Source organism: Streptococcus oralis (assembly GCF_026782345.1).
In the GTDB taxonomy this organism is placed as follows: Bacteria; Bacillota; Bacilli; order Lactobacillales; family Streptococcaceae; genus Streptococcus; species Streptococcus oralis_CK.
Genome location: NZ_JAKUWI010000001.1, coordinates 880,784 through 905,151 on the forward strand (window position 1 = coordinate 880,784; position 24,368 = coordinate 905,151).

General features: G+C 41.6%; 27 protein-coding genes and 3 riboswitches. Of the genes, 3 read left to right on the forward strand and 24 right to left on the reverse strand.

Going from position 1 to position 24,368, the window contains the following annotated elements:
* Window positions 1-82 precede the first annotated feature (82 nt).
* The 3 genes from MK405_RS04355 to MK405_RS04365 are packed head-to-tail and all read right to left on the reverse strand — an operon-like array spanning window position 83 to window position 3,113.
* Window positions 83-2,326 (reverse strand): heavy metal translocating P-type ATPase, encoded by a 2,244-nt coding sequence (locus MK405_RS04355; RefSeq protein WP_084921434.1) that lies wholly within the window; start codon window positions 2,324-2,326, stop codon window positions 83-85.
* Between the two features lie 9 nt (window positions 2,327-2,335).
* Window positions 2,336-2,707 (reverse strand): cupredoxin domain-containing protein, encoded by a 372-nt coding sequence (locus MK405_RS04360; protein WP_084921433.1) that lies wholly within the window; start codon window positions 2,705-2,707, stop codon window positions 2,336-2,338.
* 10 nt (window positions 2,708-2,717) lie between these two features.
* Window positions 2,718-3,113: a CopY/TcrY family copper transport repressor gene (locus tag MK405_RS04365; protein WP_268704419.1), complete on the reverse strand. Its 396-nt coding sequence runs from the start codon at window positions 3,111-3,113 to the stop codon at window positions 2,718-2,720.
* Between the two features lie 182 nt (window positions 3,114-3,295).
* Window positions 3,296-3,394: riboswitch (TPP riboswitch) on the forward strand.
* An 84-nt stretch (window positions 3,395-3,478) separates the two neighbouring features.
* Between MK405_RS04365 and thiD the strand changes: the two genes are divergently transcribed.
* Window positions 3,479-4,270, forward strand: a complete 792-nt coding sequence (gene thiD / locus MK405_RS04370) for a bifunctional hydroxymethylpyrimidine kinase/phosphomethylpyrimidine kinase (protein WP_057488598.1) — start codon at window positions 3,479-3,481, stop codon at window positions 4,268-4,270.
* A gap of 46 nt (window positions 4,271-4,316) precedes the next feature.
* Here thiD and thiE (MK405_RS04375) read toward each other — a convergent pair whose 3' ends face one another.
* From thiE (MK405_RS04375) to typA, 18 genes are all read right to left on the reverse strand, one after another.
* A complete protein-coding gene (gene thiE / locus MK405_RS04375) occupies window positions 4,317-4,949 on the reverse strand; it encodes a thiamine phosphate synthase (protein WP_057488599.1) in 633 nt (210 codons plus the stop codon).
* Window positions 4,942-5,745, reverse strand: a complete 804-nt coding sequence (gene thiM, locus MK405_RS04380; protein ID WP_084921472.1) for a hydroxyethylthiazole kinase — start codon at window positions 5,743-5,745, stop codon at window positions 4,942-4,944. The genes thiE (MK405_RS04375) and thiM (MK405_RS04380) overlap by 8 nt, the downstream gene beginning before the upstream one ends.
* The gene (gene thiW / locus MK405_RS04385; RefSeq protein WP_001244057.1) at window positions 5,745-6,269 is read right to left on the reverse strand and encodes an energy coupling factor transporter S component ThiW; all 525 of its coding nucleotides are present in this window, start codon (window positions 6,267-6,269) and stop codon (window positions 5,745-5,747) included. The genes thiM (MK405_RS04380) and thiW overlap by 1 nt, the downstream gene beginning before the upstream one ends.
* 3 nt (window positions 6,270-6,272) lie before the next feature.
* Window positions 6,273-6,965, reverse strand: a complete 693-nt coding sequence (gene tenA / locus MK405_RS04390) for a thiaminase II (RefSeq protein ID WP_268704420.1) — start codon at window positions 6,963-6,965, stop codon at window positions 6,273-6,275.
* Between the two features lie 10 nt (window positions 6,966-6,975).
* Entirely contained in the window at window positions 6,976-7,626 is a 651-nt protein-coding gene (locus MK405_RS04395; protein WP_268704421.1) for an energy-coupling factor transporter transmembrane component T, read from the reverse strand.
* A 1-nt stretch (window position 7,627) separates the two neighbouring features.
* Window positions 7,628-9,013, reverse strand: a complete 1,386-nt coding sequence (locus tag MK405_RS04400) for an ATP-binding cassette domain-containing protein (protein WP_065371675.1) — start codon at window positions 9,011-9,013, stop codon at window positions 7,628-7,630.
* Entirely contained in the window at window positions 9,014-9,574 is a 561-nt protein-coding gene (locus tag MK405_RS04405) for an ECF transporter S component (protein ID WP_033605925.1), read from the reverse strand.
* 158 nt (window positions 9,575-9,732) lie between these two features.
* A riboswitch (TPP riboswitch) is annotated at window positions 9,733-9,821 on the reverse strand.
* 213 nt (window positions 9,822-10,034) lie between these two features.
* Window positions 10,035-10,664, reverse strand: coding sequence for a thiamine phosphate synthase (gene thiE, locus MK405_RS04410; RefSeq protein ID WP_033605926.1), 630 nt, complete (start codon window positions 10,662-10,664; stop codon window positions 10,035-10,037).
* Between the two features lies 1 nt (window position 10,665).
* Window positions 10,666-11,448, reverse strand: coding sequence for a hydroxyethylthiazole kinase (thiM, locus tag MK405_RS04415; RefSeq protein WP_033605927.1), 783 nt, complete (start codon window positions 11,446-11,448; stop codon window positions 10,666-10,668).
* Window positions 11,449-11,575: 127 nt separating this feature from the next.
* Complete coding sequence (locus MK405_RS04420; RefSeq protein ID WP_033605928.1) at window positions 11,576-12,244, reverse strand: TenA family protein; 669 nt, start codon at window positions 12,242-12,244, stop codon at window positions 11,576-11,578.
* A gap of 215 nt (window positions 12,245-12,459) precedes the next feature.
* Window positions 12,460-12,548: riboswitch (TPP riboswitch) on the reverse strand.
* A 148-nt stretch (window positions 12,549-12,696) separates the two neighbouring features.
* Window positions 12,697-13,833, reverse strand: coding sequence for an L-lactate oxidase (gene lctO / locus MK405_RS04425; RefSeq protein ID WP_000120723.1), 1,137 nt, complete (start codon window positions 13,831-13,833; stop codon window positions 12,697-12,699).
* A 243-nt stretch (window positions 13,834-14,076) separates the two neighbouring features.
* Complete coding sequence (pyrE, locus tag MK405_RS04430; protein WP_268704422.1) at window positions 14,077-14,709, reverse strand: orotate phosphoribosyltransferase; 633 nt, start codon at window positions 14,707-14,709, stop codon at window positions 14,077-14,079.
* Window positions 14,710-14,727: 18 nt separating this feature from the next.
* A complete protein-coding gene (gene pyrF, locus MK405_RS04435; RefSeq protein WP_268704423.1) occupies window positions 14,728-15,444 on the reverse strand; it encodes an orotidine-5'-phosphate decarboxylase in 717 nt (238 codons plus the stop codon).
* A gap of 246 nt (window positions 15,445-15,690) precedes the next feature.
* The gene (locus tag MK405_RS04440; RefSeq protein WP_268704424.1) at window positions 15,691-16,842 is read right to left on the reverse strand and encodes a cell division protein FtsQ/DivIB; all 1,152 of its coding nucleotides are present in this window, start codon (window positions 16,840-16,842) and stop codon (window positions 15,691-15,693) included.
* A gap of 9 nt (window positions 16,843-16,851) precedes the next feature.
* Window positions 16,852-17,910 carry a UDP-N-acetylglucosamine--N-acetylmuramyl-(pentapeptide) pyrophosphoryl-undecaprenol N-acetylglucosamine transferase gene (locus tag MK405_RS04445; protein WP_268704425.1) on the reverse strand — a complete coding sequence of 353 codons (1,059 nt, stop codon included), beginning with the start codon at window positions 17,908-17,910 and terminating at the stop codon, window positions 16,852-16,854.
* A gap of 1 nt (window position 17,911) precedes the next feature.
* On the reverse strand, window positions 17,912-19,264 hold the full coding sequence (gene murD, locus MK405_RS04450) for a UDP-N-acetylmuramoyl-L-alanine--D-glutamate ligase (RefSeq protein WP_268704426.1): 1,353 nt from the start codon (window positions 19,262-19,264) through the stop codon (window positions 17,912-17,914).
* A gap of 117 nt (window positions 19,265-19,381) precedes the next feature.
* The gene (locus MK405_RS04455; RefSeq protein WP_000262663.1) at window positions 19,382-19,636 is read right to left on the reverse strand and encodes a DUF3165 family protein; all 255 of its coding nucleotides are present in this window, start codon (window positions 19,634-19,636) and stop codon (window positions 19,382-19,384) included.
* 19 nt (window positions 19,637-19,655) lie between these two features.
* A complete protein-coding gene (typA, locus tag MK405_RS04460; RefSeq protein WP_000164116.1) occupies window positions 19,656-21,497 on the reverse strand; it encodes a translational GTPase TypA in 1,842 nt (613 codons plus the stop codon).
* 159 nt (window positions 21,498-21,656) lie between these two features.
* Here typA and MK405_RS04465 point away from each other — a divergent pair, with 159 nt between their 5' ends.
* Window positions 21,657-22,382: a 16S rRNA pseudouridine(516) synthase gene (locus MK405_RS04465; protein ID WP_061597870.1), complete on the forward strand. Its 726-nt coding sequence runs from the start codon at window positions 21,657-21,659 to the stop codon at window positions 22,380-22,382.
* Window positions 22,383-22,423: 41 nt separating this feature from the next.
* Here MK405_RS04465 and MK405_RS04470 read toward each other — a convergent pair whose 3' ends face one another.
* The 3 genes from MK405_RS04470 to MK405_RS04480 form a co-directional block, all read right to left on the reverse strand.
* Window positions 22,424-22,657, reverse strand: coding sequence for a DUF4190 domain-containing protein (locus MK405_RS04470; RefSeq protein WP_061597871.1), 234 nt, complete (start codon window positions 22,655-22,657; stop codon window positions 22,424-22,426).
* An 86-nt stretch (window positions 22,658-22,743) separates the two neighbouring features.
* On the reverse strand, window positions 22,744-23,124 hold the full coding sequence (locus MK405_RS04475; protein ID WP_061597872.1) for a rhodanese-like domain-containing protein: 381 nt from the start codon (window positions 23,122-23,124) through the stop codon (window positions 22,744-22,746).
* Window positions 23,121-23,354 (reverse strand): YqgQ family protein, encoded by a 234-nt coding sequence (locus MK405_RS04480; RefSeq protein ID WP_044135604.1) that lies wholly within the window; start codon window positions 23,352-23,354, stop codon window positions 23,121-23,123. The genes MK405_RS04475 and MK405_RS04480 overlap by 4 nt, the downstream gene beginning before the upstream one ends.
* A gap of 102 nt (window positions 23,355-23,456) precedes the next feature.
* Between MK405_RS04480 and MK405_RS04485 the strand changes: the two genes are divergently transcribed.
* Window positions 23,457-24,365, forward strand: coding sequence for a LysR family transcriptional regulator (locus MK405_RS04485; RefSeq protein ID WP_001222584.1), 909 nt, complete (start codon window positions 23,457-23,459; stop codon window positions 24,363-24,365).
* Window positions 24,366-24,368 lie beyond the last annotated feature (3 nt).

Below are 24,368 nucleotides of genomic sequence, written 5' to 3' on the forward strand. Positions count from 1 at the left end.
AGAAGTTTTTATTCTCTATTACAGTACAGTTTGAAAACGTTTTATGTGACTGTTTTATAATAAAAAGCGAGCAAGCTCGCTTTTAGTCTATTTTACTAAAGTTTAGTAAGAGTGAACTGGTCAGAACAGATACAGAACTAAAGGCCATGGCTAGACCTGCCAGTTCTGGATTGAGGGCCAATCCAACACCAGAAAAGATTCCTGCTGCAATCGGAATTCCGACGACATTGTAGATAAAGGCCCAGAAAAGATTGAGCAGAATACGGTTAAAGGTTTTCTTACTCATGTCAAAGGCACGAACCACTCCTAGGAGGTTATTAGTTGTCAACACTAAATCTGCTGACTCGATGGCGATATCCGTTCCAGCTCCCATAGCAATCCCCACATCTGCTACACTGAGGGCAGGAGCATCATTGATGCCATCACCAACAAAGGCTACTTTCCCAGCTGCTTGTAGTTTATGGATTTCATGGGCTTTTTCTTCTGGTAGGACGCCTGCAATGACCTCTTCGATTCCGATTTGATCTGCAATAGCACGCGCCACACCAGCATTATCTCCTGTCAGCATGACTGTTTTAAGACCACGTTTTTTCAACTGACTGATGGCTAGCTTAGCATTTTCCTTGGGAATATCTTGCAAAGCAAGCAAGCCTTTGATTTCATTGTCCACAGCCAAGAAAACAACTGTCTTAGCTTCTTTTTCTAGTTCTTCTAGTTTTTCTTGATAAGCGCTAGAAATATCCATACTATCCAGCATTTTAGCATTTCCAAGCAGAACTTGTTTTCCAGCTATTTGCCCTGAAACACCTTTTCCATGCAAGGCTTGGAAATTTTCGACAGTTTGAAACTCAAGTCCAGCTTCACTTGCTCTCTTGACAACAGCCTCAGCCAGTGGGTGTTGAGAAGCTTCTTCCAAGGAGGCAGCTAAGCCGAGCACTTCTGTCTCATCGCCAATGATATCAGTGACCACTGGTTTTCCTTCCGTCAAAGTCCCTGTCTTATCAAACACAATAGTTTGGACTTTCTGAATTTCCTGTAAGACTGTTCCATTTTTGAGAAGAACCCCCATTTTGGCACTGCGTCCTGTCCCTACCATAAGAGCTGTCGGTGTTGCAAGACCCAAGGCACAAGGGCAGGCAATAATCAAAACCGCAACTCCATAGAGAAGAGAAGACACAAAGCTAGCTCCAAGCACGACTACACTATCCCTGAGCAAAACGAACCAAACCCAAAAGGTCACGATTCCTAAAATGACAACTGCTGGGACAAAAATCCCTGAAATCTTATCCGTCAAGTCCTGAATCGGTGCGCGGCTAGTCTGAGCTTTCTTTACAAAGTCTACAATCTGTGCCAAAACAGTCTCTGAGCCAACCTTTTCTGCCCTAAAAATAAGCGTTCCACTATTATTGATGGTTGAGCCAATGACGGTATCTCCAACTGTTTTGTCTACCGGCAAGCTCTCACCTGTCACCATGGATTCATCTATGCTGGACACACCTTCCACTACGACACCATCAACTGCAATCTTTTCACCGGGCCGCACTCGAATCAGGTCGCCTACCTTGACTTGGTCCAAGGGAACTTGAACATAGCTATCATCACGCAAGACTTCTGCTGTTTTAGCCTGCAAGTCTAGTAGTTTCTCCACAGCTTGTGAAGTATTTTTCCGCATTTTCTCTTCAAAAACTGCTCCCAAAAGAACGAAGAAGAGGATAAATCCAGCACTTTCAAAGTAGACAGGGAGCCCAGCGAAGAGGGCAACTAGACTATAGAGATAAGCCACTAGAGTTCCCAAAGCAACCAAGGTATCCATATTGGCATTGTGTTTTTTAAAGCTGGCCCAAGCGCTTTGGATATAAGGACCACCTGCTACTAACATAATAGGCGTTGTGGCTAGAAAGGTTCCCCAATGCATGACTTGGTGACTAATGCTGCCTGTCAACATCCCAATCATGAGAATCACAAGAGGCACAGTAAAGATACTGGTAATCCAAAAACGTTGCAAAAGTGACAAAGATTTTCGAGTCTTCTCAACGACGGTATAGCTTCCCTTTTGCATCTTCATTCCACATGAGAATTCATGTTTCCCCAACTCTTGAGGTGTAAAACGAATGACCTTTTCCTCGTCTACTCCGATTGGTTCTAGAATCCCTTCTTCTTCGAAAAGAATTTCTTTATAACAGTTTGAAGGGGTTGCACGATGAAAGGTAATCTCAGCGGGAATCCCTTTTTGGAGCTGGATATGGGCTGGGTGATAGCCTTTTTCAGCTGTGATACGGATTTTTTGAATGCCATTTTCTAGGCTGGCTTTCACAATTTCTGTCATAGTTTCCTCCTACTCTATAATCATCTTGCCGTGCATCATGTTCATACCACAAGCAAATCCAAACTCTCCAGCCTGCTCAGGCGTGATTTCCACTACATACTCTTCCCCCATAGGCAGGTCCGCATGTACTCCAAAATCTGGAAAAACAATTTGATCCAGACAGGGTGAAGGATCCTTACGATCAAAGACAATACGGGCTGGCACTGATTTCTTAAGAATAATCAACTCAGGCGTATATCCCCCTTTGACTTCCACTCGAATCTCTTGGTAGCCCTTTTTTTGCTGAGCCTTTTGTCCAGATTTTTCAGGCTTTTTGAAAAACCAAATCAAGATAAACACAATAAGGGCAATACAAACAATGGTTACAATACTATTTAACATGACGTCTCCTTTACATACAATTACATTTTACTTCCGCAACTGCGCTAGCTTTTTTCTTAAAAATTACAGCTTCCAAATCTGCCAAATCCGCCTGAGTGAAGTCACATTCGACAATCAAGTCAGCCAACAAGTTCTTCATTCTACGAGAGCAAACCTTGTATTTGATATCTCGGACAAGCAAGTTTCGACTTTGGTCCAAAGTTAAAAGGGCTGAATAGACAAAGAACTTGCCTTCTTTTTTCCTTGTCAGACACTCTTTCTCAACCAAACGAGCCAAAAGAGTTTGAATGGTCGACTTGGACCAGTCGAACCGCTCTGCCAGAACCCTGATCAAATCGCTACTGGTCTGCTCTCCTTGCATCCAAATAATCTTCATGACCTGCCATTCTGCATCTGAAATCTGCATAATCACACCTCCTAAATCTACATTTGTCGATTACAGTTATTAGTATACTTCGAAAATCTACATTTGTCAACTATAATTTTTATTTTTTTTCGAAAAATAGAATTCTAATCATGTAACGAGAGATTTGCAGTCAAATTTTACTATATAAACTATAAAAATATGCTATACTGAAGAAAAAAGAAAACAACCGCTAGGGGTGCGTAAAGCTGAGATTAACGACTGTTAGATCCCTTTGACTCAATCTAGGTAATGCTAGCTGATGGAAGTGGAAATGATAATGAGGACTAGCTGGTCTTCTATTTCCTTTCTAAAACTGACTAGCTTGTTCTTAAGAATACAAACTTCAGTTGGTTGGGAGGTTTTAGATGACTTATTTACCCGTTGCTCTAACCATTGCAGGGACTGACCCTAGTGGCGGTGCTGGCATTATGGCTGATTTAAAGTCATTCCAAGCTAGAGATGTCTATGGAATGGCCGTTGTGACCAGTCTTGTCGCTCAAAATACCAGAGGCGTTCAGCTAATCGAGCACGTTTCTCCTCAAATGTTGAAAGCCCAATTGGAGAGTGTCTTTTCGGATATCCCACCTCAGGCTGTAAAAACTGGGATGTTGGCAACTACTGAAATCATGGAAATCATCCAGCCCTATCTTAAAAAACTGGATTGTCCCTACGTCCTTGACCCTGTTATGGTCGCTACGAGTGGGGACACCCTGATTGATTCCAGTGCCAGAGACTACCTAAAAACAAATCTGCTTCCCCTTGCAACCATTATCACTCCGAATCTTCCTGAGGCAGAAGAGATTGTTGGTTTTTCGATTCATGATCCAGAAGACATGCAGCGTGCTGGTCGCCTGATTATAAAAGAATTTGGTCCTCAGTCCGTTGTTATCAAAGGTGGCCATCTGGAAGGTGGTGCCAAAGATTTCCTCTTTACCAAGGATGAACAATTTGTCTGGGAAAGTCCAAGAATTCAAACCTGTCACACCCATGGTACCGGATGTACTTTTGCTGCTGTGATTACGGCTGAACTAGCCAAGGGCAGAAGCCTTTACCAGTCAGTTGATAAGGCCAAGGCATTTATCACGAAAGCCATCCAAGACGCTCCTCAACTCGGACATGGTTCTGGCCCAGTCAACCATACAACTTTTAAAGATTAAGAAAAACTCTCTAGTTCCCGCTTTAAGGGAACTAGAGAGTTTTTGATTAGGAAATCATATCATCCAGCTTTGTTAAAAAGGCTTGCGTTTTTGCTTCAATATCTTCTGCCTGCATCAGATCCCTGACGACAGCGACTCCAGCTATACCAGTGCCGATAAGTTTGTCAATATTCTCTGACGTCAAGCCTCCGATAGCAACTACTGGAATGGCGACCGTTTGGCAAATTGTTTTCAAGGTTGAAATCAGGGTGATGGGGGCATTTTCTTTGGTCGTAGTCGGGAAAATGGCTCCTGTTCCCAAGTAATCTGCTCCACCTTCTTCTGCCTTGAGAGCTCTTTTAACTGTTTTAGCAGTAACACCTAGGATTTTTTCAGAACCTAGTACTTTGCGGGCAACTGAAACTGGTAGTTCATCGTCTCCGATATGCAGACCAGCAGCATCGACTGCAAGACAGATATCCAACCGATCATCTATAATCAAGGGTACCTGATAGGCATCTGTTATTTCCTTGACTTGTTTTGCCAGTTGATAGTATTGATTGGTGGTGAGATTTTTTTCTCGTAGTTGGACAATGGTAACACCTGAACGGCAGGCTGTCTCAACTTTTTCAAGAAAGTTTTCCAAGGAATCTTGGTAGCGATTGGTTACTAGATACAGTCTAAGTGCTTCTCTATTCATAAACATCTCCTTTGATGGCTTCTAGCCAGTCTTCGTCTCTTTTTAGGAGAGAGAGTTGATTGAGAACTTGGTAACGAAAATCTTCCAATCCCATTCCTTGAACAACTATTCTCTCAGCAGAGATATTGAAATAAGAAACTGCTAGGCACGAAGCTTCAAAGGCAGTCTTTCCTTGGCTGAGAAAAACGGCTGTCAAGGCTCCAACCAAGTCTCCTGTCCCTGTTATCCAGTCCAATTCTGCACAGCCATTTCCCAATATTGCAACCTGATTCTCCGAAACGATGAGATCCTTGGGTCCAGTGACTAGGAACGACATACCAGGATAAAGTTGACACCAGTCTTTCAAGACTTGAAGCAAATCCTCAGTTTCTTGATCTTTAGCACTAGCATCAACTCCCACTCCGTGGTGCTTTAAACCAACAAGACTTCGGATTTCCGACATATTTCCTTTAAGGACCGTGGGCTTGTATTCTAAAAGCTCTCTGACTAGCCCCTTACGAATGGGTGACGCTGCTACACCAACCGCATCTACTACCATTGGAAGAGAAGCTTGGTTTGCATAAGTAGCTGCCATACGGATTGCTTTCTCCTTCTCAGCTGACAAATGCCCCAAATTGATGAAGAGAGCCTGACTTTGCTTAGTAAAATCAAGAACCTCACGAGGATCATCTGCCATGACTGGTTTGCATCCCAGAGCCAAAATGCCATTAGCCAGCATCTCACAAGAAATCTCATTGGTAATACAGTGAATCAAGGAACTGGTTGCCAGAGGGAAAGGATTTGTCAATTTCTGCATCATTCTATCCTTTCTCCAAAGAAATATCCCTGCACTTTTTTAAAGAATTCCTGCTTGATCAAAAATCGAAAGGCAAGAAAAGCTATGGCTGTACCAATCAAGGTCGCTCCGAAAAATCGCGGAGTGTAGATAAACCAGCTGAGCTTAGCAGCCGATCCTGTAAAAAGTACCATAACAGGATAGGAAACAATGGATCCGATAATCCCTGTTCCCAAAATTTCTCCTAGGGCAGAAAAGTAAAATTTTCTACCGTACTTATAAAAGAGACCTGCGAGGAGGGCTCCAAAAGTAGCTCCTGTTAGGGCCAAAGGGGGAATGCCCTGAGTAGACATACGGATAAAGGCTGTGACTGTAGCCATGACCAAGGCATAAACAGGCCCCATCAAGATCCCTGCAAGAATGTTGACTACACTGGACATTGGTGCCATTCCTTCAATTCGAAAAATGGGTGTAAGAACTACGTCAAGGGCAATCATCATGGATAAAATGGTTAATTTGTGAACTTGAAGTTGGTGGTTTCTCATTTTCTATTTCTTCTCTTTTTCTAAGGACTGCAAATCACTCGTCCATGTTTGATGTTGGTAAGCCATCTCCCAAAACTTGGCTTCCATGTGGACACTTCGGTGGAAGGCCTCTAGCATTTTTTGTTTGTCCGTCTCATTGCTTTCTCGATAGAGCTGATTGACCAGTGCTTCTTCCTCTTTAATCTGCTGTTCTAATTCATCGGTGATATAGGTTTCAATCCACTGTTGATAAAGAGGATTCGGGGATGGTTTGCGATTCAGTGCCTTGCCCAAATCATGGTATAACCAAGGACATGGGAGCAAACTAGCAAAAGCAATGGCTAGATTTGCTTCTTCAAATTGACGATAAATGTGAGAAATGTAATGATAACAGGTTGGAGCAATCGGTTGCTCGTCCATCTCCTGGTCACTGATTCCTAATTCCTTGAAAAATTGTTGGCGGATAAACAACTCACCATCCACTAGACTCTGGGCATTTTGTTTCAAGAGTCTTTTCATCTTCTCATTTGAAGTCTTATCAGCCAAGAGGTGATAAGCTTCTGAAAAAGACTTCAGGTAATAAGCATCCTGAATTAAGTAATAGCGGAAAATAGAAGGTTCTAACGTTCCCTCTTGTAACTGTAAAACAAAGGGATGATGAAAGGAAGTCTGCCAAGCTTCCTTGGATAATTCCATCGCAATATCTGTAAATTCCATAATAACTCCTTTATAAAAATAGACTGGTTTGAAGCAATAAAAAGAACAGCAGGTAGATTAATTTTGTTTTTTTAGGAATATAAAAAATCCGATAGCTATTCTTCAACTGTGCATGTTCGTCATATCCGTGCGCAGATAGAGCTCTCAAGTAAAGATGGCGCCATCTAAAAACTGTCATCAGAACCTTACTGTAAATCAAGGGCGACCAAACATGCAGTTCTTGACCACGTAATAGGCAAGCTTCCTTGAGGGACTTGATTTCCTGCTGAATGAGGGGAAAGGCATTGAATACAACTATCAAGGCATAGGCCCAAGAACGCGATAACCCCTTTTGAGCCAAGTAGAGGAGAAGCTCTTTTAGGGAAATACTAGAAACAAAGACAAGACCGATACAAACCGTCACAAAAGCCCTCGTTCCAAGCATGACTGCCTGCGAAGCATCCCCATGTAACTGAACCGCCCAGTAGTTGGCGAAAGAAGGTAAAATGGCGAGCAAAATCATCCAAGCCAATATTTTAAATCGACGGTAATAGAGTAAAAAGAGTATGCAAAATGCGACTACCGAAAGATTAAGACTAATCGAAGGAATGAAAGATGTTTCCAAGGATAAAACTAGAAAGAAGAGACTGATAACCGGTGTCTTAGTTGCTACTTTGATCATACTACCTCACCTCCCCTAGAGTATCATTTTTCAGAGATGGGAGAGGTTTGCTGATGGTCACTTCTTTCACATGACTAAGACCCTGACTAGTCATCTCAATCCAATAATCAACCACAGAGATCAAGGGATCTAAACGATGGCTAATGATCAAAAAACTTCTTCCTTGATTTCTATCCTCCAACATCCACTGACAAAAATAATGGCAGGCTCTATCATCCAAACCAGCAAATGGCTCATCTAGCAAGATCACAGAAGCCTTGCTGGTCAAGATGGACAAAAGCTGAAGTATCTTTTGCTGACCACCACTTAATTGATAGGGACTCCTATCAAGCGCCTGCTCCAGATCAAAATATCCTAAAGCTTGGAGAATCCGCTGATTTCTTTCAGAGTCTGGGCTATCTAGTTGCAGTTCCTCTCTCAGACTGCCTCGGATAAACTGCTTCTCAGCTTCCTGAACAACACCAGTCAGATCGCGATACAAACTTTTTTTCTTTTTTAGAACACAACTCTTCCAAGTAATGCGCCCCTTATACTTTTGAAATTGAAGAATAGACCGAAAGAGGGTTGATTTCCCGACACCATTGTCACCCAAGATACAGGAAATCCCTTGGTAAAATGTGAAATCCGCAATCGAAAAGAGGGGGCGATGATCCAGCTCACAAGTCAAACGGTCCATATGAAATAGTTCTGGGCTAGAAGCAACTTCCTTTGAAGCGACCTGTATCATCTCAGAGGAAGGGATTTGAAACACTTCTCTTAGTTGACCGTCTCTTAGCTCCACCATATGGTCGATATAGGCTTCATAGTCCGTTAAATCATGGTCACACAGGATAACTGTCTTCCCATCAGAGACCAACTCTTTTAGAATCTCCAATATCTCTATCCTACTCTTACGATCAATGGAAGCGAAGGGCTCATCCAAGAGATAGACCCTAGGATTCATAGCAAAGAGAACTGCCAGTGCAGCCTTTTGCTTTTCTCCACCTGATAAGTGATGAATTGGACGGTGCAAGATTGCCTTGCACCGACATTGCTGGACAACCTCTGCTATTTTAGAATCAATTTCCTGAACGGGATGCCCAATATTTTCCAAGGTAAAAATCAGCTCCTCAAACAAGTTCTCCATTGTAAATTGATGATTAGGATTTTGAAAGAGAATACCAACCGTCTGGACACGTTCGATGATAGAAAGCTGACTGACCTCGCTCCCATTTATCAGGACTTGACCGCTATAGGGAAGAGAACTGACTTGGGCAATCAATTGAAAGAGGCTTGATTTTCCAGAACCACTGCTCCCAACTAACAAGGTAAAGGCTTGCCCATGAAAGGTAAAATCAATCGGTTCTGAAAAAATTGGGGACTGAATCTCCCGTAATTCCAGCCCCATCTATGCTTTTCCTCCAGTTGCAAACTGATGATAGAGTTTGACAATGGCACGAACCAAGATAGTACAGAAGAAAAAGACGGAAATAAAACGTACCACTAGCAAGGAAAGGACAAAAGGAAGGGAGAAGGCATAGTAACCTAACTTAATGTATTCATAGACAAAGCTAACAAGCGTAATCCCAATACTATTGGCAGTTAGAGAGAGCCAACTTTCATAGCGATTCTTGGTTACGATAAAACCAAGTTCACTTCCCAAACCTTGAACCAAGCCAGACAAAAGGGCACCTAGACCAAATTGGCTACCATAAAGAACTTCAGCAAGCGCAGCTAGCCCTTCTCCAATCGTTGCGCTTCCCACTCTTGGAACAAAGATGGCAGCAATGGGTGCAGCCATACACCAGAGACCAAAGAGGATTTCATTGGCAAAGGCCTGTAAACCAAGAGGTGCTAAAATCAGGGTGAGGATATCAAACAGATAGCCTGAACCCACAAAAACGCCACCAAAAAAGATAGACAAGAAAGCAAGTAAAATAACCTCTTTTAACTGCCATTTTTTCAACATAAAAAACTCCTTTTTTAAAGAAAAGTGGGGTATTCAAGGTGAGCTACCGAAAGGCTTAACGTCCAGCCTATCCTCTTTTGATAAACAAAAAAACTCCAATTACAAACGAGAATTAGAGTTTAGCTTACAAGATTAGACAGTTCTTTTCGACATACGAAAAAAACCTTTTCACATTTCCCTTCGACAGTACTAACTGTATCAGGTTCAATGGGTATCATCTCAGCCTAAAGCACCCCAAATGTCTTTATTATTTAATTATATAATTATTTTAACAGACGATTTATTCTAGTTCAAGGAATTGAACTGGAAATACAGCCTTGTACTCAAAAAGACAGCAGATCTTTCTTTTGCAAAAAATAAATGACTTATTTGATGGATTAGCTATTTGAACTGAATCTGGACATATCTTTTTAGAAAAAAGAAAATCCTACTCCCTCAGAATCCAAGGAAAAATTGATGCCTATTGTTCACTCATTTCCCGAACAGTTTTTTCTATATTTTTTGCATACGATATTGCTGAAATGATTGAAACACCGTCAACATTGGTCTTCATAATATCTTTAATATGTTGCGTCTGTATCCCACCAATTGCAACTAAGGGAATTTGTGGCAATAGTTTTCTCATCAATTTAAGACCTTCATAACCTATAGCACCACCAGCATCATCTTTTGACTGGGTATCAAATACAGGACCAACACCAACATAATCTACATATTCAACTTTTGATTGTTGAAATTCTTCCTCGTTTTTTATAGAAAGACCAATTATTTTATCTGGCATCAATTTTCTAATTTCATCAACACCAAGATCATCCTGTCCTACATGTACACCATCAGCATCAATTTCCATTGCCAAATCAATATCATCATTAACAATAAACGGAACATTGTATTTTTTACAAAGATCCTGTAGTTTAATTGCTAATTCGACTTTTTCTTTACCTTCTAAGGCTCCCTCACCTTTTTCACGGAATTGAAATAAGGTTATACCACCTTTTAAGGCTTCCTCAACGACTCTATATATATCTTTTCCTTGGCAAGTAGTCGTTCCACAAATAAAATATAGTTTTAGTAATTCTTTATGAAACATCTTACTTCACTCTTTTGAATTCCTTTACATCTTCGTCTGTAATCTCGTATAAGGCATTTATAAATTCAACTTTAAATGTTCCAGGAAGATGCCCATTTGGACGTTTTTCTGCCATTTCTCCAGCGATATTGTAAACCAACATTGCTGTTTCTAATGATTTCAATTCTTGACCTTTTTCAAGTCCGATAAAGCTTGCTACTACAGCACCTAATAAGCATCCTGTCCCAATAACTTTTGGCATCATGGCACTACCATTATGAATCGTTACAACTTCTCCATTAACCGCAATGGCATCCACTTCACCTGTTACTACTATTGGAATATTGAACTTTTTATTTGCTGCTAGAGCAATTTCATCAATATTATCTACGCCTGCACTATCTACTCCTTTAGATGCCACATTTATTCCTACTAAAGAGGCAATCTCGCCAGCATTTCCCCTAATCGCTGCCAGTTTGTAATTATTGATTAGATCATCTGCTACTTTTTTTCTATATTCTCCTGCTCCACAGGCTACAGGATCTAAAACTGCAGGAACATTATATTTTTCAGCAATTTTTAGTGCCTCTTGGTACAGCTTCCAATTATTATCCGTTAAAGTCCCAATGTTAATCAATAATCCTCCAGCATATTTTAATAGATCTTCTAAGTCTGCTGGGTACTCGCTCATAGCTGGTGAGGCACCCAGTGCTACTAATCCATTTGCTGTAAAGTTTTTTACAACATCATTGGTGATACAGATTACTAATGGTGCTTTTTCTTTTAATAATTTTAAACTTGTCATATTGAAATCCTTCCTTTTCACTTTATACGATCTACTGATTTCGATTTATCTCTATCTTTCGTTAAGAAATTTTTCAGTTACATTGAATGATTTACCTCATCAAATTTGTCAGTATCCTGAACTTTCCCTAAGCATCATAACCAATATCAAAAAAGGCTAATTCTAAAGCGACTGCTTGGTTCCAGCGTTGCTTAAGTTCTGTCAAATCTTCTCGACCTTTTCCGACACGATTGAGTTCGTCAACCAGAAATTGAACCCACTCTGCAAAGAAAGGACCTCTGTGGAGATTAATCCATTCCGAATGAATATAGGCTTCAGGTAGAGCCAAATCTTTAGAACCCCAGTCTAAATAGAGACCTTCTGCAATGACCAGCATGACTAAAAGATGGGCATAGTCTGATGATGATACAGCAGAATACATAAGCTCCTGAAAGGCTTTTGTTACAGGATGCAAGGTCACTTCCAGATAGTCATTCTCAGATACTTTTAAATCTTTGAAAGCTTTTTGGAAATAACCGTCTTCATCTGCTTCAAGAAAGCCTAGTTGCTTGGCAAAACGAAGCTTGGATTCAAGCTGGTCTGCGTGGGCTACGCAAGCACCCAGCATGGATAAGAAGGCATCAAAGAAGTGATAATCTTGAATTAGGTAGTCTTTTAAGACCTTATTCTCAATTGTCCCCGCAAAAAGTTCCTTAACAAAACGATGATTGATTGCAGCCTGCCAATCCTTCTGACTGCTTTTTAATAATTCTCCAACAGTCAAACCTGGCTGAAATGCATAGTCTTGTCTTTCCATATTTACTTTTCCTCTCTTTACTCGTTCGTAATCAACAAAACATCAAGAAAATCCTAGTTTTACTTGACCTTTTTAAAGAAAATCAAGGGCGTTCAAGAAAAGCTACCTAAATGCTTTGTATCACCTTCATCCAGTTTATATAAACAAAAAAACTCCAATTACAAACGAGAATTAGAGTTTAGCTTACAAGATTAGATCGTTCATTTCGCCATACGAAAAAACGTTTCACATTTCCCTTCGCCAGTCTTAACTGTATCAGGTTCAATGGGTATCATCTCAGCCTAAAGCACCCCAAATGTCTTTATTATTTAATTACTGCACCAGTATAGCAAAAAATGAAAGCCCTAGCAAGATATTTGACTGAAAAATATATTTATATAGATTTCAATGGTGATTTATTCTTCCTATAGACGAAGAAAAACCTCCACATCAAGTGGAGGCAAGCTATTTTATCAATACAATTTTAAGTCACGAGGGTCAACTGGGAAGGTTGGATTGTATGGGTTGTGACGGAGTTTGAAGTGTTTGACATCTTCAATAGTCTGAGTTCCAGATAACTGCATAACTGTCTTCAATTCTGCATTCAAGTGTTCAAAGACTTGACGCACACCAACACTACCGCCGAGAGCCAAGCCATAGATAACCGGGCGGCCAATAGCTACCAAGTCTGCTCCTGAAGCCAAGGCTTTAAAGACGTGTTGGCCACGACGAATACCAGAGTCAAAGACAATTGGTACGCGTTTGTCAACTGCTTCTGCTACTTCTTGAAGTGAGTCAAAGGCAGCTGGCCCACCGTCGATTTGACGGCCACCATGGTTGGTTACCCAGATACCAGAAGCTCCAGCAGCAAGCGAACGTTCAACGTCCTCACGGCATTGTGGCCCCTTGACATAAACAGGAAGTCCTGAGTATTCAGCGATAAATTCTACATCTCGTGGAGATAGGCGCTGTTTAGCTGATTTGTAAACAAAGTCCATTGATTTACCAGCACCTTCTGGCAGGTATTCTTCAACAATCGGCATGCCAACTGGGAAGACAAAACCATTACGCTTATCGACCTCACGATTGCCCCCTACAGTTGCATCTGCCGTCAAGACAATCGCTTTATAACCTTCAGCCTTCACACGGTCCATGATGTGGCGATTGATACCATCATCTTTACTAAAGTAAAACTGGAACCAATGAGGTGTCCCTTGAAGGGCTTCCGTAATTTCTGGAAGGTCGACAGTAGAGTAAGAGCTGGTTGTATAGAGAGAACCAAACTCATGCACACCACGCGCAGTCGCCACTTCACCCTGTTCATTTGCCAATTTATGAGCCGCAACAGGCGCCATAATGATTGGTGAAGACAATTTTTCGCCTGCAAATTCAATCTCTGTACTTGGATTTTCTACATTGCAAAGTGTATGAGGAACGATGAGTTTGTGGTTAAAGGCACGAATATTCTCACGCAAAGTGAAAGTATCCTCCGCCCCACTAGCGATATAGCCAAATGCTGCTTTAGGAATAACTTGTTGCGCCATTGGCTCCAAATCATAGGTATTGATGAAATCTACATGACCTTCTGCATTGCTTGTTTTGTATGACATAAAATGTCCTCCTTGATAAGTAAGCGTTTACTTTGTCTTACATAAACTATCTTACCTCTTTTTCAGAATCCTTTCAAAAAATTTGTCTGGAAATTTCAAACTGATTATCTGAATATGCCCCAAAAAAGAGAGGACTCTCATTCTATCATTATCCTATATTCTTCTTTACCTTTAGGAACCTTTGTTTTATTGCCCGCATATAAAAAATCAGGTAATCCTAGTGACTACCTGATTTTTTATGTTTTAAGCATCTTGCCAATTTTCTTGGTCTTCTTTAAAGCGTTTTAGGAGAGCGAGTCCTTCTGGCGTGATATAACCTTCTTCTTGTGCTAGGTGGATGAGTTCACTGTAGTTAGAAAGTGTCACCAATTTAACACCAGCGTCTGCGAAGTTCTTATCTGCTTTTGGCAATTGATAACTGAAAATCGCTACAACTCCAAGCACATCGGCTCCTTCACGTTTGGCAGCTGCTACGGCTTCAAGAACAGATCCACCAGTTGAAATGAGGTCTTCAACAACAACCATTTTTTGACCTTGGGCTACTCGGCCTTCGATTTGGTTTCCTGCACCGTGGTCTTTTGGTTTGCTACGGATGTAGGCAAAAGGCAAGTTCATCTTGTCAGCGATGATCGCTCCGTGTGGAATTCCTGCTGTCGCGGTTCCTGCAATCACTTCTACTTCTGGAAATTCTGCTTTAATAGCTTCCACAAAACCATTTTCAATCAAGCTACGAGTTTCTGGATAGGCAAGCGTCACACGGTTGTCCGTATAAATCGGCGATTTGATACCTGATGCCCAAGTGAAAGGCTCCTCTGGTTTGAGGTAAACGGCTTGGATTTTCAAGAGGTGGCTAGCGATATCTTTAGCAAGTGTCATAGTATTCTCCTTTTGTTTTTATAATCTATTTCTTTCATTTCTGTCTTGGTTCCATTCATCCTTGATAGCATGATAAGCTGCAACAGGATCCTCAGCTTGGGTAATGGGACGTCCTACTACGATATAGTCACTACCGATTTGATAGGCGTCCGCTGGTGTCATGACGCGTTTTTGGTCTCCTACCGCAGCTCCCGCTGGACGAATTCCTGGTGTCAGACAGATAAAATCTGGATTGGTGGCCTGCTTGATGAGTTGCACTTCCTGAGCTGAGCAAACGACACCATCCAAGCCCGCTTCAGCTGTCTTCTTGGCATAGTGAATCACAGACTCTTGCAGGCTGGTTTGGATATTTTGAAAATCCTGCATCTGGCTTTCCGACGTTGAGGTAAGCTGGGTCACAGCGATCAATTTTGCTTCTTTTCCAAGACCTTCACGCGCAGCCTTCATCATCTCCACACCACCAGCAGCATGAACATTTGTCATGTCTACACCAAGCTGAGACAAGACCTTCATGGCTGATTTAACTGTATTGGGAATGTCATGTAGCTTGAGGTCCAGAAAGACACTATGCCCCAGTGACTTCAAATAACGGACAACTTCTGGACCTTCCGCATAATAAAGCTCCATCCCTACTTTTAGATAAAGACTTTCTTCTGCTGGGAAAAGAGATAAAAATTCCTTGACCGCCTCAAAACTAGGAAAATCAAGAGCAATAACTGGACGATGTTCACGCATACCTTTCTCCTTTTACCTTTACGAGCAAGAGAGTATGGTCAAAAATAAACCACGAAAAAAGGAACCTGCCAACAGCAAGGTTCCACGAAAAATGGGGAGTCTCCACCCTTTCACCGTCTAACCTTAGCTGCCTCTCTGGACTGCTTTAAAGGTTTTTTTCTATTCTATTATTTATACTAGGACTTGTCAAGCAAAAACTTGAAACTGGACTTCTATACCATTCAAAAATCAAGAGAAAAAGTTAGTCTAACGACTCTGTGACTGCTGGCTCGTTTGACTTTGATTTCCCTGTTCTTCTTGTTTTTTCTTTTCTTCTTCCTGTTTTTTCTTCTCAGCTTCCTTAGCCTCTTGTTTGGCTTTTTCTTCTGCTTCTTCTATTAGCTTATCCGCTATGGTATAGCTGTATGCTCCAGCCTCCATATCGACTACACTCGGTTCTGTCAATTGGGGCTTGATTTTGCTGTAATAAGGCAATTTCTTGCTCAATTCTGACAAGGGAACCAAAACCTCATCCGTGTCCAGCATAGTAATTTTCAAAAGATCTGCTGTTGCCTTGCTTGGCGCTAATTCGATTTTCTGGATTTGACTCTTGATATCCTCACTGATGGTAGATAATCCTGTGATCAGTTCCTTCACCTGTTGCTCGTCATTAAAGGTAACTGTCAGATAAGTCTCAGGCAAGTTTAAGCGATTTACAGGAGTTGACTCTACTGTACCACTAGAAAGAATTGGATAATACTCTTCACCAGACACATAATAACCGACAATATCAAATTCCTTAACCTCAATCGTAAAGTTAGTCGGAAATTGATAGTCAATCTTCGCCGATTCTATCCAATGATTCGACTTGATTCGCTCAGCGTATGTTTCCTTATCCAACAATAGGGCTAAGGTATAGTCACTATCTTGAATTCCAGAAGCCTGTTTGATGTCATCTGCCTGCGTGTTACTATTTCCCTTAACATCGATATTTTTGATGGTCGACAGCGGGGTCAACAAATAGACTGAAAGAAGGAGGACCAGGACACTCGGTACCAAGATACTCACAGCTCGCCAAATATGAACAGGTGCAATTTTAGGCTTGGCTGGTTTCTCTGGTTTTTCTTTTTTCTTCTTCTTTTCTTCTTTGACTTTAGGATCATCCTTTTTAGATTTCTCTTCTTTTTCGGATGGTTCCTCGTCTGGAACAGTTTCGTTCTGGTCGGAATCACTTGATGACTTCTTACTTTCCTCTAACGACTTAGAGTTTTTCCCCATTCGAGCTTGTTTTTCCTTTTCCTTCTCTTCAGCTAGGGCAGCTTCTTCCTCAGCCTTTTTTTTCAGGTATTCCTGGTTTCGTTTCTGCCATTCAGACAATTCTTGCTTCTCGTTTGATTCTTTTTTCTTATCCTTTGACATTGATATTCCTTATGATAGGTCTTTTCTTAGTAGATCGTAAAAATCTGCAAGAGATTTCAATTCAGTTGATGCCTTCATGCTAGCTTGGTACTGATCCTTGTGACTAAGCAAGTGGCTGAGTTTCTCCTCCAAGCTTTCCAAAGTCAAGTCACTTTCTTGAAGTTCTTCTGCGTAGCCTTTCTTAACAAAGTAGGCTGCATTTTCAATCTGGTCTCCTCGACTTGCTTCACGACCCAATGGTACGATGAGATGGAGTTTCGCCATGGCCAAGAGCTCAAAAATCGTATTGGCACCACCACGTGTCACCACCACATCTGCCATCTCCATCAAAGGTTGATAGAGATCCGTCACATAGTCAACACGAAAGAGATTTTGGCTCAACTCGTTCAGGCTGGAATCTCCAGTGAGATTGATAATATTGTAGCGCTCTGTCAGTTCTTGCTTATGATCTGTCACTAATTGGTTAAATACACGAGCTCCTGCAGAACCACCGACAAACAATACTGTAGGCAATTTAGGATTAAAGTGGGTTTGGATATCCACCAATTCATCTGGTTCAGGAGTTTTTTGGTTCGAAACCTTGGTGACAGCTCCCACATGCTCAACTTTTACGAGACCAGCAGCTTGCTCAAAGGTTGAATACATCTTGGTCGCAAATTTGTAGGCGATTTTATTGGCCAAGCCCATAGAAAGGTCCGATTCATGAATAAAGACAGGCACTCCTGACACTCGCGCTGCGATAACCGGCGGTACAGAGACAAATCCTCCTTTTGAAAAAAGAGCCTGTGGACGCAGTCGTAACATGATAAAGAGGGATTGGACAATTCCCCAACCAACTTTAAACACGTCCAGCATATTTTGCCAAGAGAAATAGCGACGCAACTTCCCAGTCGCAATGGAGTGGAAGGTCACATTCAAGCCTGACTTGAGGATTTCTTGGTGCTCGATTCCGTGTTTATCACCAATATAGTGAACTTCCCAGCCGTCTTCGATAAACTTGGGCATTAACAAAAGGTTGAGGGTAACGTGTCCAACCGTCCCCCCACCTGTAAAGACAATTTTTTTCATATTATTCCTTTAACTCCGCTACTGTGTCGATGAAAAGATCTCCACGTACTTCAAAGTTAGCATACATATCCCAGCTAGCATTGGCAGGACTGAGGAGAACCACATCTCCTTGAGTCGCGAGCTCATAAGCCTTGCGGGTCGCATCAGCAATATCTGTCGCATCTACATAAGCCACACCAGCCTTATCCGCTGCCCGTTTGACACGTTCTGCAGATTGACCGAGGATAACCATCTTCTTGAGCCCAGTAATATCTGGCACCAATTCGTCAAACTCATTGCCGCGGTCCAAACCACCTGCGATTAAGATAACCTTACTATTGTCAAATCCTGACAAGGCTTTTTGAGTAGCCAAGATATTGGTTGACTTACTATCGTTATAGAATTTGACACCCTGAATTTCATCCACAAATTGGAGACGGTGTTTGACACCACCAAAGGCTGAAAGAGTTTCCTTGATGGTTTGGTTGTCTACACCACGAAGCTTGGCTACAGCAATAGTCGCAAGGGCATTTTCTACATTGTGGCTACCTGGAACACCGATTTCACTAGCTGCCATGACCACTTCGCCACGGAAGCAGAGTTGACCATCTTTCAAATAAGCTCCATCAACCTTTTCCTTTGTTGAAAATGGAACAACAGTGGCTTGTGTTTTAGTAGCCAATTCTTTTGCCAAGTCTTGGTTAAAGTTCAAGACAAGGAAATCAGCTGCTGTCATATTATTTTGGATATTCCACTTAGCTGCCACATAGGCCTCAAAAGAACCATGATAGTCGATATGAGTGGGCATAAGGTTGGTAATAACCGCAATCTCAGGATGGAATTCTTGAACACCCATCAGTTGGAAAGAAGAAAGTTCCATGACAAGCGTGTCCTTAGCCGTTGCAGTTTGAGCCACTTGACTGGCAGGATAGCCGATGTTCCCTGACAAGAGACCATGTTGACCAGCAGCAGTTAAAACTTCCCCAATCATAGTCGTTGTGGTTGTTTTCCCATTTGAACCTGTGATACCGATAATTGGCGCTTCTGAGATCAAATAAGCCAATTCCACCTCAGTCAGGACTGGAATTCCCTTTGCCAATGCCTTTTCAATCATGGGATTGCTATACGGGATACCTGGATTTTTCACCATCAGAGCAAAATCTTCATCCAATAATTCCAAAGGATGCCCACCAGTGACAACCTTGATTCCCTCTTCTAGCAAGCTTTGAGCAGCAGGATTTTCCTCAAAAGGCTTGCCGTCATTTACTGTCACAATAGCACCTAGCTTGTCCAACAAACGGGCTGCAGACTCACCAGACTTAGCCAAACCTAAAACAAGTACTTTCTTATTTTTAAACTGATTGATTACTTTCATGTCTCAAACTCCATTTCTACTCCTACTATTTTACCATTTTTATGGAAATAATACTAAACGAAAATGCTCTAGTCCTCATTCTAGCATAGAAAAAGAGAGCCTTAGCTCTCTTTCTCTTTATCTTCTTCTGCTCTTTTTTTCAGACATGAGCGTAATGTCTCTCAAGCTAAAGTAAGCTAGGGCCAACATGGCGATTGTGACAAAGAATTCTGTCGGTAATTGGAAGATTTGCAAGATGGACAACATCAGCAAAATCAAGAGTGCAACAACTACAAAGACCAAGATAACGATGTTGACTGTTCCTTTGATACTTTGGGGTGTCGCAAATACATAGAGTAATAATAAGAGTATCCCTATGATTAAATAGACCATCTTTATCTCTTTCTAGCTCTTATTCAGCTGATTTTTTCTTTTTGTTGGCTTTCTCGCGCTCTGCCTTGTTGAGGATTTGCTTACGCAAACGGATTGACTCAGGCGTTACTTCCATGTACTCATCGTCATTCAAGAACTCAAGAGACTCTTCAAGCGTCAAGATACGAGGTGTCTTGATAACAGCTGTTTGGTCCTTGGTAGCTGAACGAACGTTGGTCATTTGTTTGGCCTTAGTGATGTTAACTGTCAAGTCGTTTTCACGAGAATTTTCACCGATGATCATTCCTTCGTAAACTTCAGTACCTGGGTTGACAAAGATGGTTCCACGTTCTTCGATAGACATGATTGAGTAAGTTGTAGCCTTACCAGCATCAATAGAAACAAGGGCACCACGGTGACGTCCCCCAATTTCACCTGGAATCAATGGCAAGTATTGGTCGAAGGTATGGTTCATGATACCGTAACCACGAGTCATTGACAAGAACTCAGTTGAGTATCCGATCAAACCACGCGCTGGAACGAGGAAGACCAAACGAGTTTGACCATTACCAGTTGAGATCATATCCAACATTTCACCCTTACGTTCAGAAAGGCTTTGGATAACAGAACCTTGGTATTCTTCTGGAGTATCAATTTGAACACGTTCAAATGGTTCACATTTAACACCATCAATCTCTTTTACGATAACTTCTGGACGAGATACTTGAAGTTCATAGCCCTCACGACGCATGGTTTCGATCAGGATTGACAAGTGCAATTCTCCACGACCTGAAACAGTCCATTTATCTGGTGAATCCGTTGGGTCAACACGAAGGGAAACGTCTGTTTGTAATTCTGCCTGCAAGCGTTCTTCCACCTTACGAGAAGTTACCCATTTTCCTTCACGACCAGCAAATGGTGAGTTGTTGACCAAGAAGGTCATTTGAAGGGTTGGCTCATCGATGTGTAGGATTGGAAGTGGTTCAATGGCATCCGTCGGAGTAATAGTTTCACCAACAAAGATATCTTCCATACCGGAAACAGCAATCAAGTCACCTGCTTTAGCTTCTTGGATTTCACGACGTTCCAAACCAAAGAAACCGAAGAGTTTTGTGACACGGAAGTTCTTCGTTGTACCATCTAGTTTAGAAAGGGTAACTTGGTCCCCAACTTTCACACTACCACGGAAGACACGACCGATACCGATACGACCTACGAAGTCATTGTAGTCCAAAAGTGACACTTGGAACTGCAAAGGCTCATCTGAGTTGTCTACTGGAGCTGGGATATGATCGATAATGGTGTCAAAGATTGGCGCCATTGTTTTTTCTTGATCAGCTGGATCATCTGACAAGGAAGAAGTTCCGTTGATAGCTGAAGCATACACCACTGGGAAGTCAAGCTGGTCGTCATCTGCACCAAGCTCGATGAAAAGTTCCAAGACTTCGTCCACTACTTCTGCTGGACGAGCTGATGGTTTATCGATTTTATTAACAACCACGATTGGAACAAGGTCTTGTTCCAAGGCTTTTTTCAATACGAAACGAGTTTGTGGCATGGTTCCTTCGTAGGCATCCACGACCAAGACAACACCGTCAACCATTTTCATGATACGCTCAACTTCTCCACCGAAGTCCGCGTGTCCTGGTGTGTCCATGATGTTGATACGAGTTCCGTTGTAGGCAACGGCAGTGTTTTTCGCAAGGATGGTAATTCCACGCTCTTTTTCGATATCATTTGAGTCCATAGCACGCTCTGCCAATTCAGTACGTGCATCAAGAGTTTCAGATTGTTTCAATAATTCGTCAACGAGGGTTGTTTTCCCGTGGTCAACGTGGGCGATAATCGCAATGTTACGGATATCTTCTCTTAATTTTGTCATGATTTCCTCTAATATTTTAAATTTTTATTTCTAACTGAACAATTATACCACAGTCTCATTCAAAAATCACAGTTCAGCTAAGTGTAAATGTTTTCACTCCGCTTTTCTAGTCAAGGCAACTCTTTTCAAAGTCAGAGACTTATGATAAGATAAGCTGGTATGCGTTTAGATAGATTATTAGCCCAAGAAAAGGTCAGCCGCAAGGCTATGAAACAGGCTCTATTAAAAAAAGAAATCCTAGTAGATGATTGTCCAGCTCGCTCACTCGCTCAAAATGTCGATACTGGGTTGCAGAAATTAGTCTTTCAAGGACGACAAATCCAAGGCTACGAGCACAACTACCTCATGCTTCATAAGCCAAACGGAGTCGTTACAGCTAGCAAGGATAAGAAACTTCCAACCGTCATGGACCTCCTTCCACCTGACATCCAGTCTGACCAGCTCTATGCTGTCGGCAGATTAGACCGCGATACCACGGGACTGCTGCTTTTGACAGACAATGGACCTCTTGGCTTCCAACTCCTTCATCCCCAGTACCATGTCGATAAATCCTATCAAGTGGTAGTAAACGGACCGCTCACACCAGACAATATCCAGTCATTCAAAGAGGGGATTGTCTTTTTAGATGGGACCACTTGTAAACCTGCTCAGCTTGAAATTCTAGACGCAAGCCCAACAGAGAGCCATGCCTCTATTACCATCTCAGAAGGAAAATTTCATCAGGTCAAGAAGATGTTCCTCTCAGTTGGTGTCAAGGTGACTGCCTTAAAAAGAGTCCAGTTCGGCGACTTTACATTAAATTCAGAGCTATCAGAAGGGCAATACCGTCCCTTAAACCAAGAAGAATTAGAGATGATTAAAAAATACTTAGAAAAAAGTGGATAAAAGAAAAAAAGCTTTAAATTTAAAGCTTTTTTGTTTATTGCTTATCTAAAAAATACTGCGACAGTTACAATCCAGTTAAGTACAGAAACCACAAGTCCTACGATATTGAGAATTTTTTCTGTTTTATAGTCTAGTCCAGATTCTTTTTGGTATGAAAAAGCCAAGACCAATCCTATGATCCCCAAAATCAGACCTACTATTGGAAATAGCAAACCAAGGACGATAGATAAGATACCTAAAATAAGTGAAGGTTTTTTCTTTTGTTGTGAATTCATATTATAAAATCTCCTTAAATTTATTATAAATGATGATACCTTAAGATACTAGCTTTATCTATCATTCGACAGTTTTTTAAAGAATCTTAGCTAGTCTTCACTTTCCCTTTCCAAGAATCCAACCCATAAGAAAGGATATAAATCTCAGAAAAACCTTGTTTTTTCAGATAAAGTGCTGCATTGGTCACTCGTTGTCCACGTTGGTTTTCGTAGAGAAGGACAGGTTTATCCTTGCGAAGGGCTGCAAGGCTTGACTTCAACTGATTTGAAGGAATATTGCGAGCTCCGAGGATATGTTTTCTGTGAAATTCTGCTGGTTCACGGACATCAATCAATTGCCCTTTCCGAATCAAGGCTTCAAATTCTGCATTGTCCACAATCTTAGCCGCACGACGAATACGAAGGTAGTTATAACCCATCCATGCCACCATTGCCAATACGATTCCCCAAACAATCCAAATTGTCATAAGTTCTTATCTCCATTTTTCTCTATGTAGTCTAATTCTATCTTGTGCTCCCTGCGGAGAACAGCTTCCGCTTCTAGGTAATCTAGCTTGTCCATCAGACCGGCATCATAGATCCGAGAGAGTTCAAGCTTCATCAGTTCAATATCATACAAGCGCTTCCCCATGTAAACAATAATGCCAAACTGTTTGAGAAATTGCTGCACATCATAGAATGTTTTCATAGCTTCCATTTTAGCAGATTCTAGACTTTTTTTCAATACTGGACCGGCTCTTTCCCCCTATTTTCTTCGTCTTCATTGCCCATTCTTCCGCAAGTGTGGTACAATAAAAACATGAGAATTCAACAACTACACTATATTATCAAAATCGTCGAAACTGGCTCTATGAATGAAGCAGCCAAGCAACTCTTTATCACCCAACCCAGTCTTTCAAATGCCGTTCGAGACTTGGAAAATGAAATGGGCATTGAAATCTTTATCCGCAATCCCAAGGGCATTACCTTAACCCGTGATGGGATGGAGTTTCTCTCCTACGCTCGTCAAGTTGTCGAGCAAACTCAGCTTCTGGAGGAACGCTATAAAAACCCTGTCGCCCACCGCGAACTTTTCAGCGTTTCTTCTCAGCACTATGCCTTTGTAGTTAATGCCTTTGTCTCTCTGCTCAAGAAAAGTGATATGGAAAAATACGAGCTCTTCCTTCGTGAAACTCGGACTTGGGAGATTATCGATGACGTCAAGAACTTCCGCAGTGAGGTCGGTGTCCTCTTTTTAAACAGCTACAATCGCGATGTTTTAACGAAAATGCTAGATGACAATCACCTGCTAGCCCACCACCTCTTTACCGCTCAACCCCATATCTTTGTCAGCAAGACCAACCCTCTAGCTAAAAAAGACAAGGTCAAACTGGCTGATTTGGAAGACTTCCCTTATCTAAGTTATGACCAGGGGACGCACAACTCCTTTTACTTTTCAGAGGAGATTCTTTCACAAGAGCACCACAAGAAATCCATCGTAGTCAGTGACCGTGCCACCCTCTTTAACCTTTTGATTGGTTTGGATGGTTACACTATTGCAACAGGGATTTTGAACAGTAACCTCAACGGAGACAATATCGTTTCCATTCCACTGGACATTGACGACCCGATTGAACTGGTCTATATCCAGCATGAAAAAACTAGCCTATCTAAGATGGGCGAACGCTTTATCGAATACTTACTAGAAGAAGTTCAATTCGATAATTAATAG

Coding starts and splice junctions, on each gene's coding strand:
- lctO (WP_000120723.1), bottom strand. CDS start 13,833: ATGTCATACAAAACAAGCAATGCAGAAGGTCATGTAGATTTCATCAAT.
- thiE (WP_057488599.1), bottom strand. CDS start 4,949: ATGAATAGAGAAGCACTTAGACTGTATCTAGTAACCAATCGCTACCAA.
- MK405_RS04400 (WP_065371675.1), bottom strand. CDS start 9,013: ATGGGGCTGGAATTACGGGAGATTCAGTCCCCAATTTTTTCAGAACCG.
- MK405_RS04475 (WP_061597872.1), bottom strand. CDS start 23,124: ATGACAATTTGGATTGTTTGGGGAATCGTATTGGCAATGGTGGCATGG.
- thiD (WP_057488598.1), top strand. CDS start 3,479: ATGACTTATTTACCCGTTGCTCTAACCATTGCAGGGACTGACCCTAGT.
- MK405_RS04405 (WP_033605925.1), bottom strand. CDS start 9,574: ATGTTGAAAAAATGGCAGTTAAAAGAGGTTATTTTACTTGCTTTCTTG.
- thiM (WP_033605927.1), bottom strand. CDS start 11,448: ATGACAAGTTTAAAATTATTAAAAGAAAAAGCACCATTAGTAATCTGT.
- thiM (WP_084921472.1), bottom strand. CDS start 5,745: ATGCAGAAATTGACAAATCCTTTCCCTCTGGCAACCAGTTCCTTGATT.
- MK405_RS04470 (WP_061597871.1), bottom strand. CDS start 22,657: ATGAATTCACAACAAAAGAAAAAACCTTCACTTATTTTAGGTATCTTA.
- MK405_RS04355 (WP_084921434.1), bottom strand. CDS start 2,326: ATGACAGAAATTGTGAAAGCCAGCCTAGAAAATGGCATTCAAAAAATC.
- thiE (WP_033605926.1), bottom strand. CDS start 10,664: ATGTTTCATAAAGAATTACTAAAACTATATTTTATTTGTGGAACGACT.
- typA (WP_000164116.1), bottom strand. CDS start 21,497: ATGACAAAATTAAGAGAAGATATCCGTAACATTGCGATTATCGCCCAC.
- pyrE (WP_268704422.1), bottom strand. CDS start 14,709: ATGACACTTGCTAAAGATATCGCTAGCCACCTCTTGAAAATCCAAGCC.
- MK405_RS04480 (WP_044135604.1), bottom strand. CDS start 23,354: ATGGAAGCTATGAAAACATTCTATGATGTGCAGCAATTTCTCAAACAG.
- thiW (WP_001244057.1), bottom strand. CDS start 6,269: ATGAGAAACCACCAACTTCAAGTTCACAAATTAACCATTTTATCCATG.
- MK405_RS04440 (WP_268704424.1), bottom strand. CDS start 16,842: ATGTCAAAGGATAAGAAAAAAGAATCAAACGAGAAGCAAGAATTGTCT.
- MK405_RS04485 (WP_001222584.1), top strand. CDS start 23,457: ATGAGAATTCAACAACTACACTATATTATCAAAATCGTCGAAACTGGC.
- MK405_RS04395 (WP_268704421.1), bottom strand. CDS start 7,626: ATGATCAAAGTAGCAACTAAGACACCGGTTATCAGTCTCTTCTTTCTA.
- pyrF (WP_268704423.1), bottom strand. CDS start 15,444: ATGCGTGAACATCGTCCAGTTATTGCTCTTGATTTTCCTAGTTTTGAG.
- murD (WP_268704426.1), bottom strand. CDS start 19,264: ATGAAAGTAATCAATCAGTTTAAAAATAAGAAAGTACTTGTTTTAGGT.
- MK405_RS04445 (WP_268704425.1), bottom strand. CDS start 17,910: ATGAAAAAAATTGTCTTTACAGGTGGGGGGACGGTTGGACACGTTACC.
- tenA (WP_268704420.1), bottom strand. CDS start 6,965: ATGGAATTTACAGATATTGCGATGGAATTATCCAAGGAAGCTTGGCAG.
- MK405_RS04420 (WP_033605928.1), bottom strand. CDS start 12,244: ATGGAAAGACAAGACTATGCATTTCAGCCAGGTTTGACTGTTGGAGAA.
- MK405_RS04455 (WP_000262663.1), bottom strand. CDS start 19,636: ATGGTCTATTTAATCATAGGGATACTCTTATTATTACTCTATGTATTT.
- MK405_RS04465 (WP_061597870.1), top strand. CDS start 21,657: ATGCGTTTAGATAGATTATTAGCCCAAGAAAAGGTCAGCCGCAAGGCT.
- MK405_RS04365 (WP_268704419.1), bottom strand. CDS start 3,113: ATGCAGATTTCAGATGCAGAATGGCAGGTCATGAAGATTATTTGGATG.
- MK405_RS04360 (WP_084921433.1), bottom strand. CDS start 2,707: ATGTTAAATAGTATTGTAACCATTGTTTGTATTGCCCTTATTGTGTTT.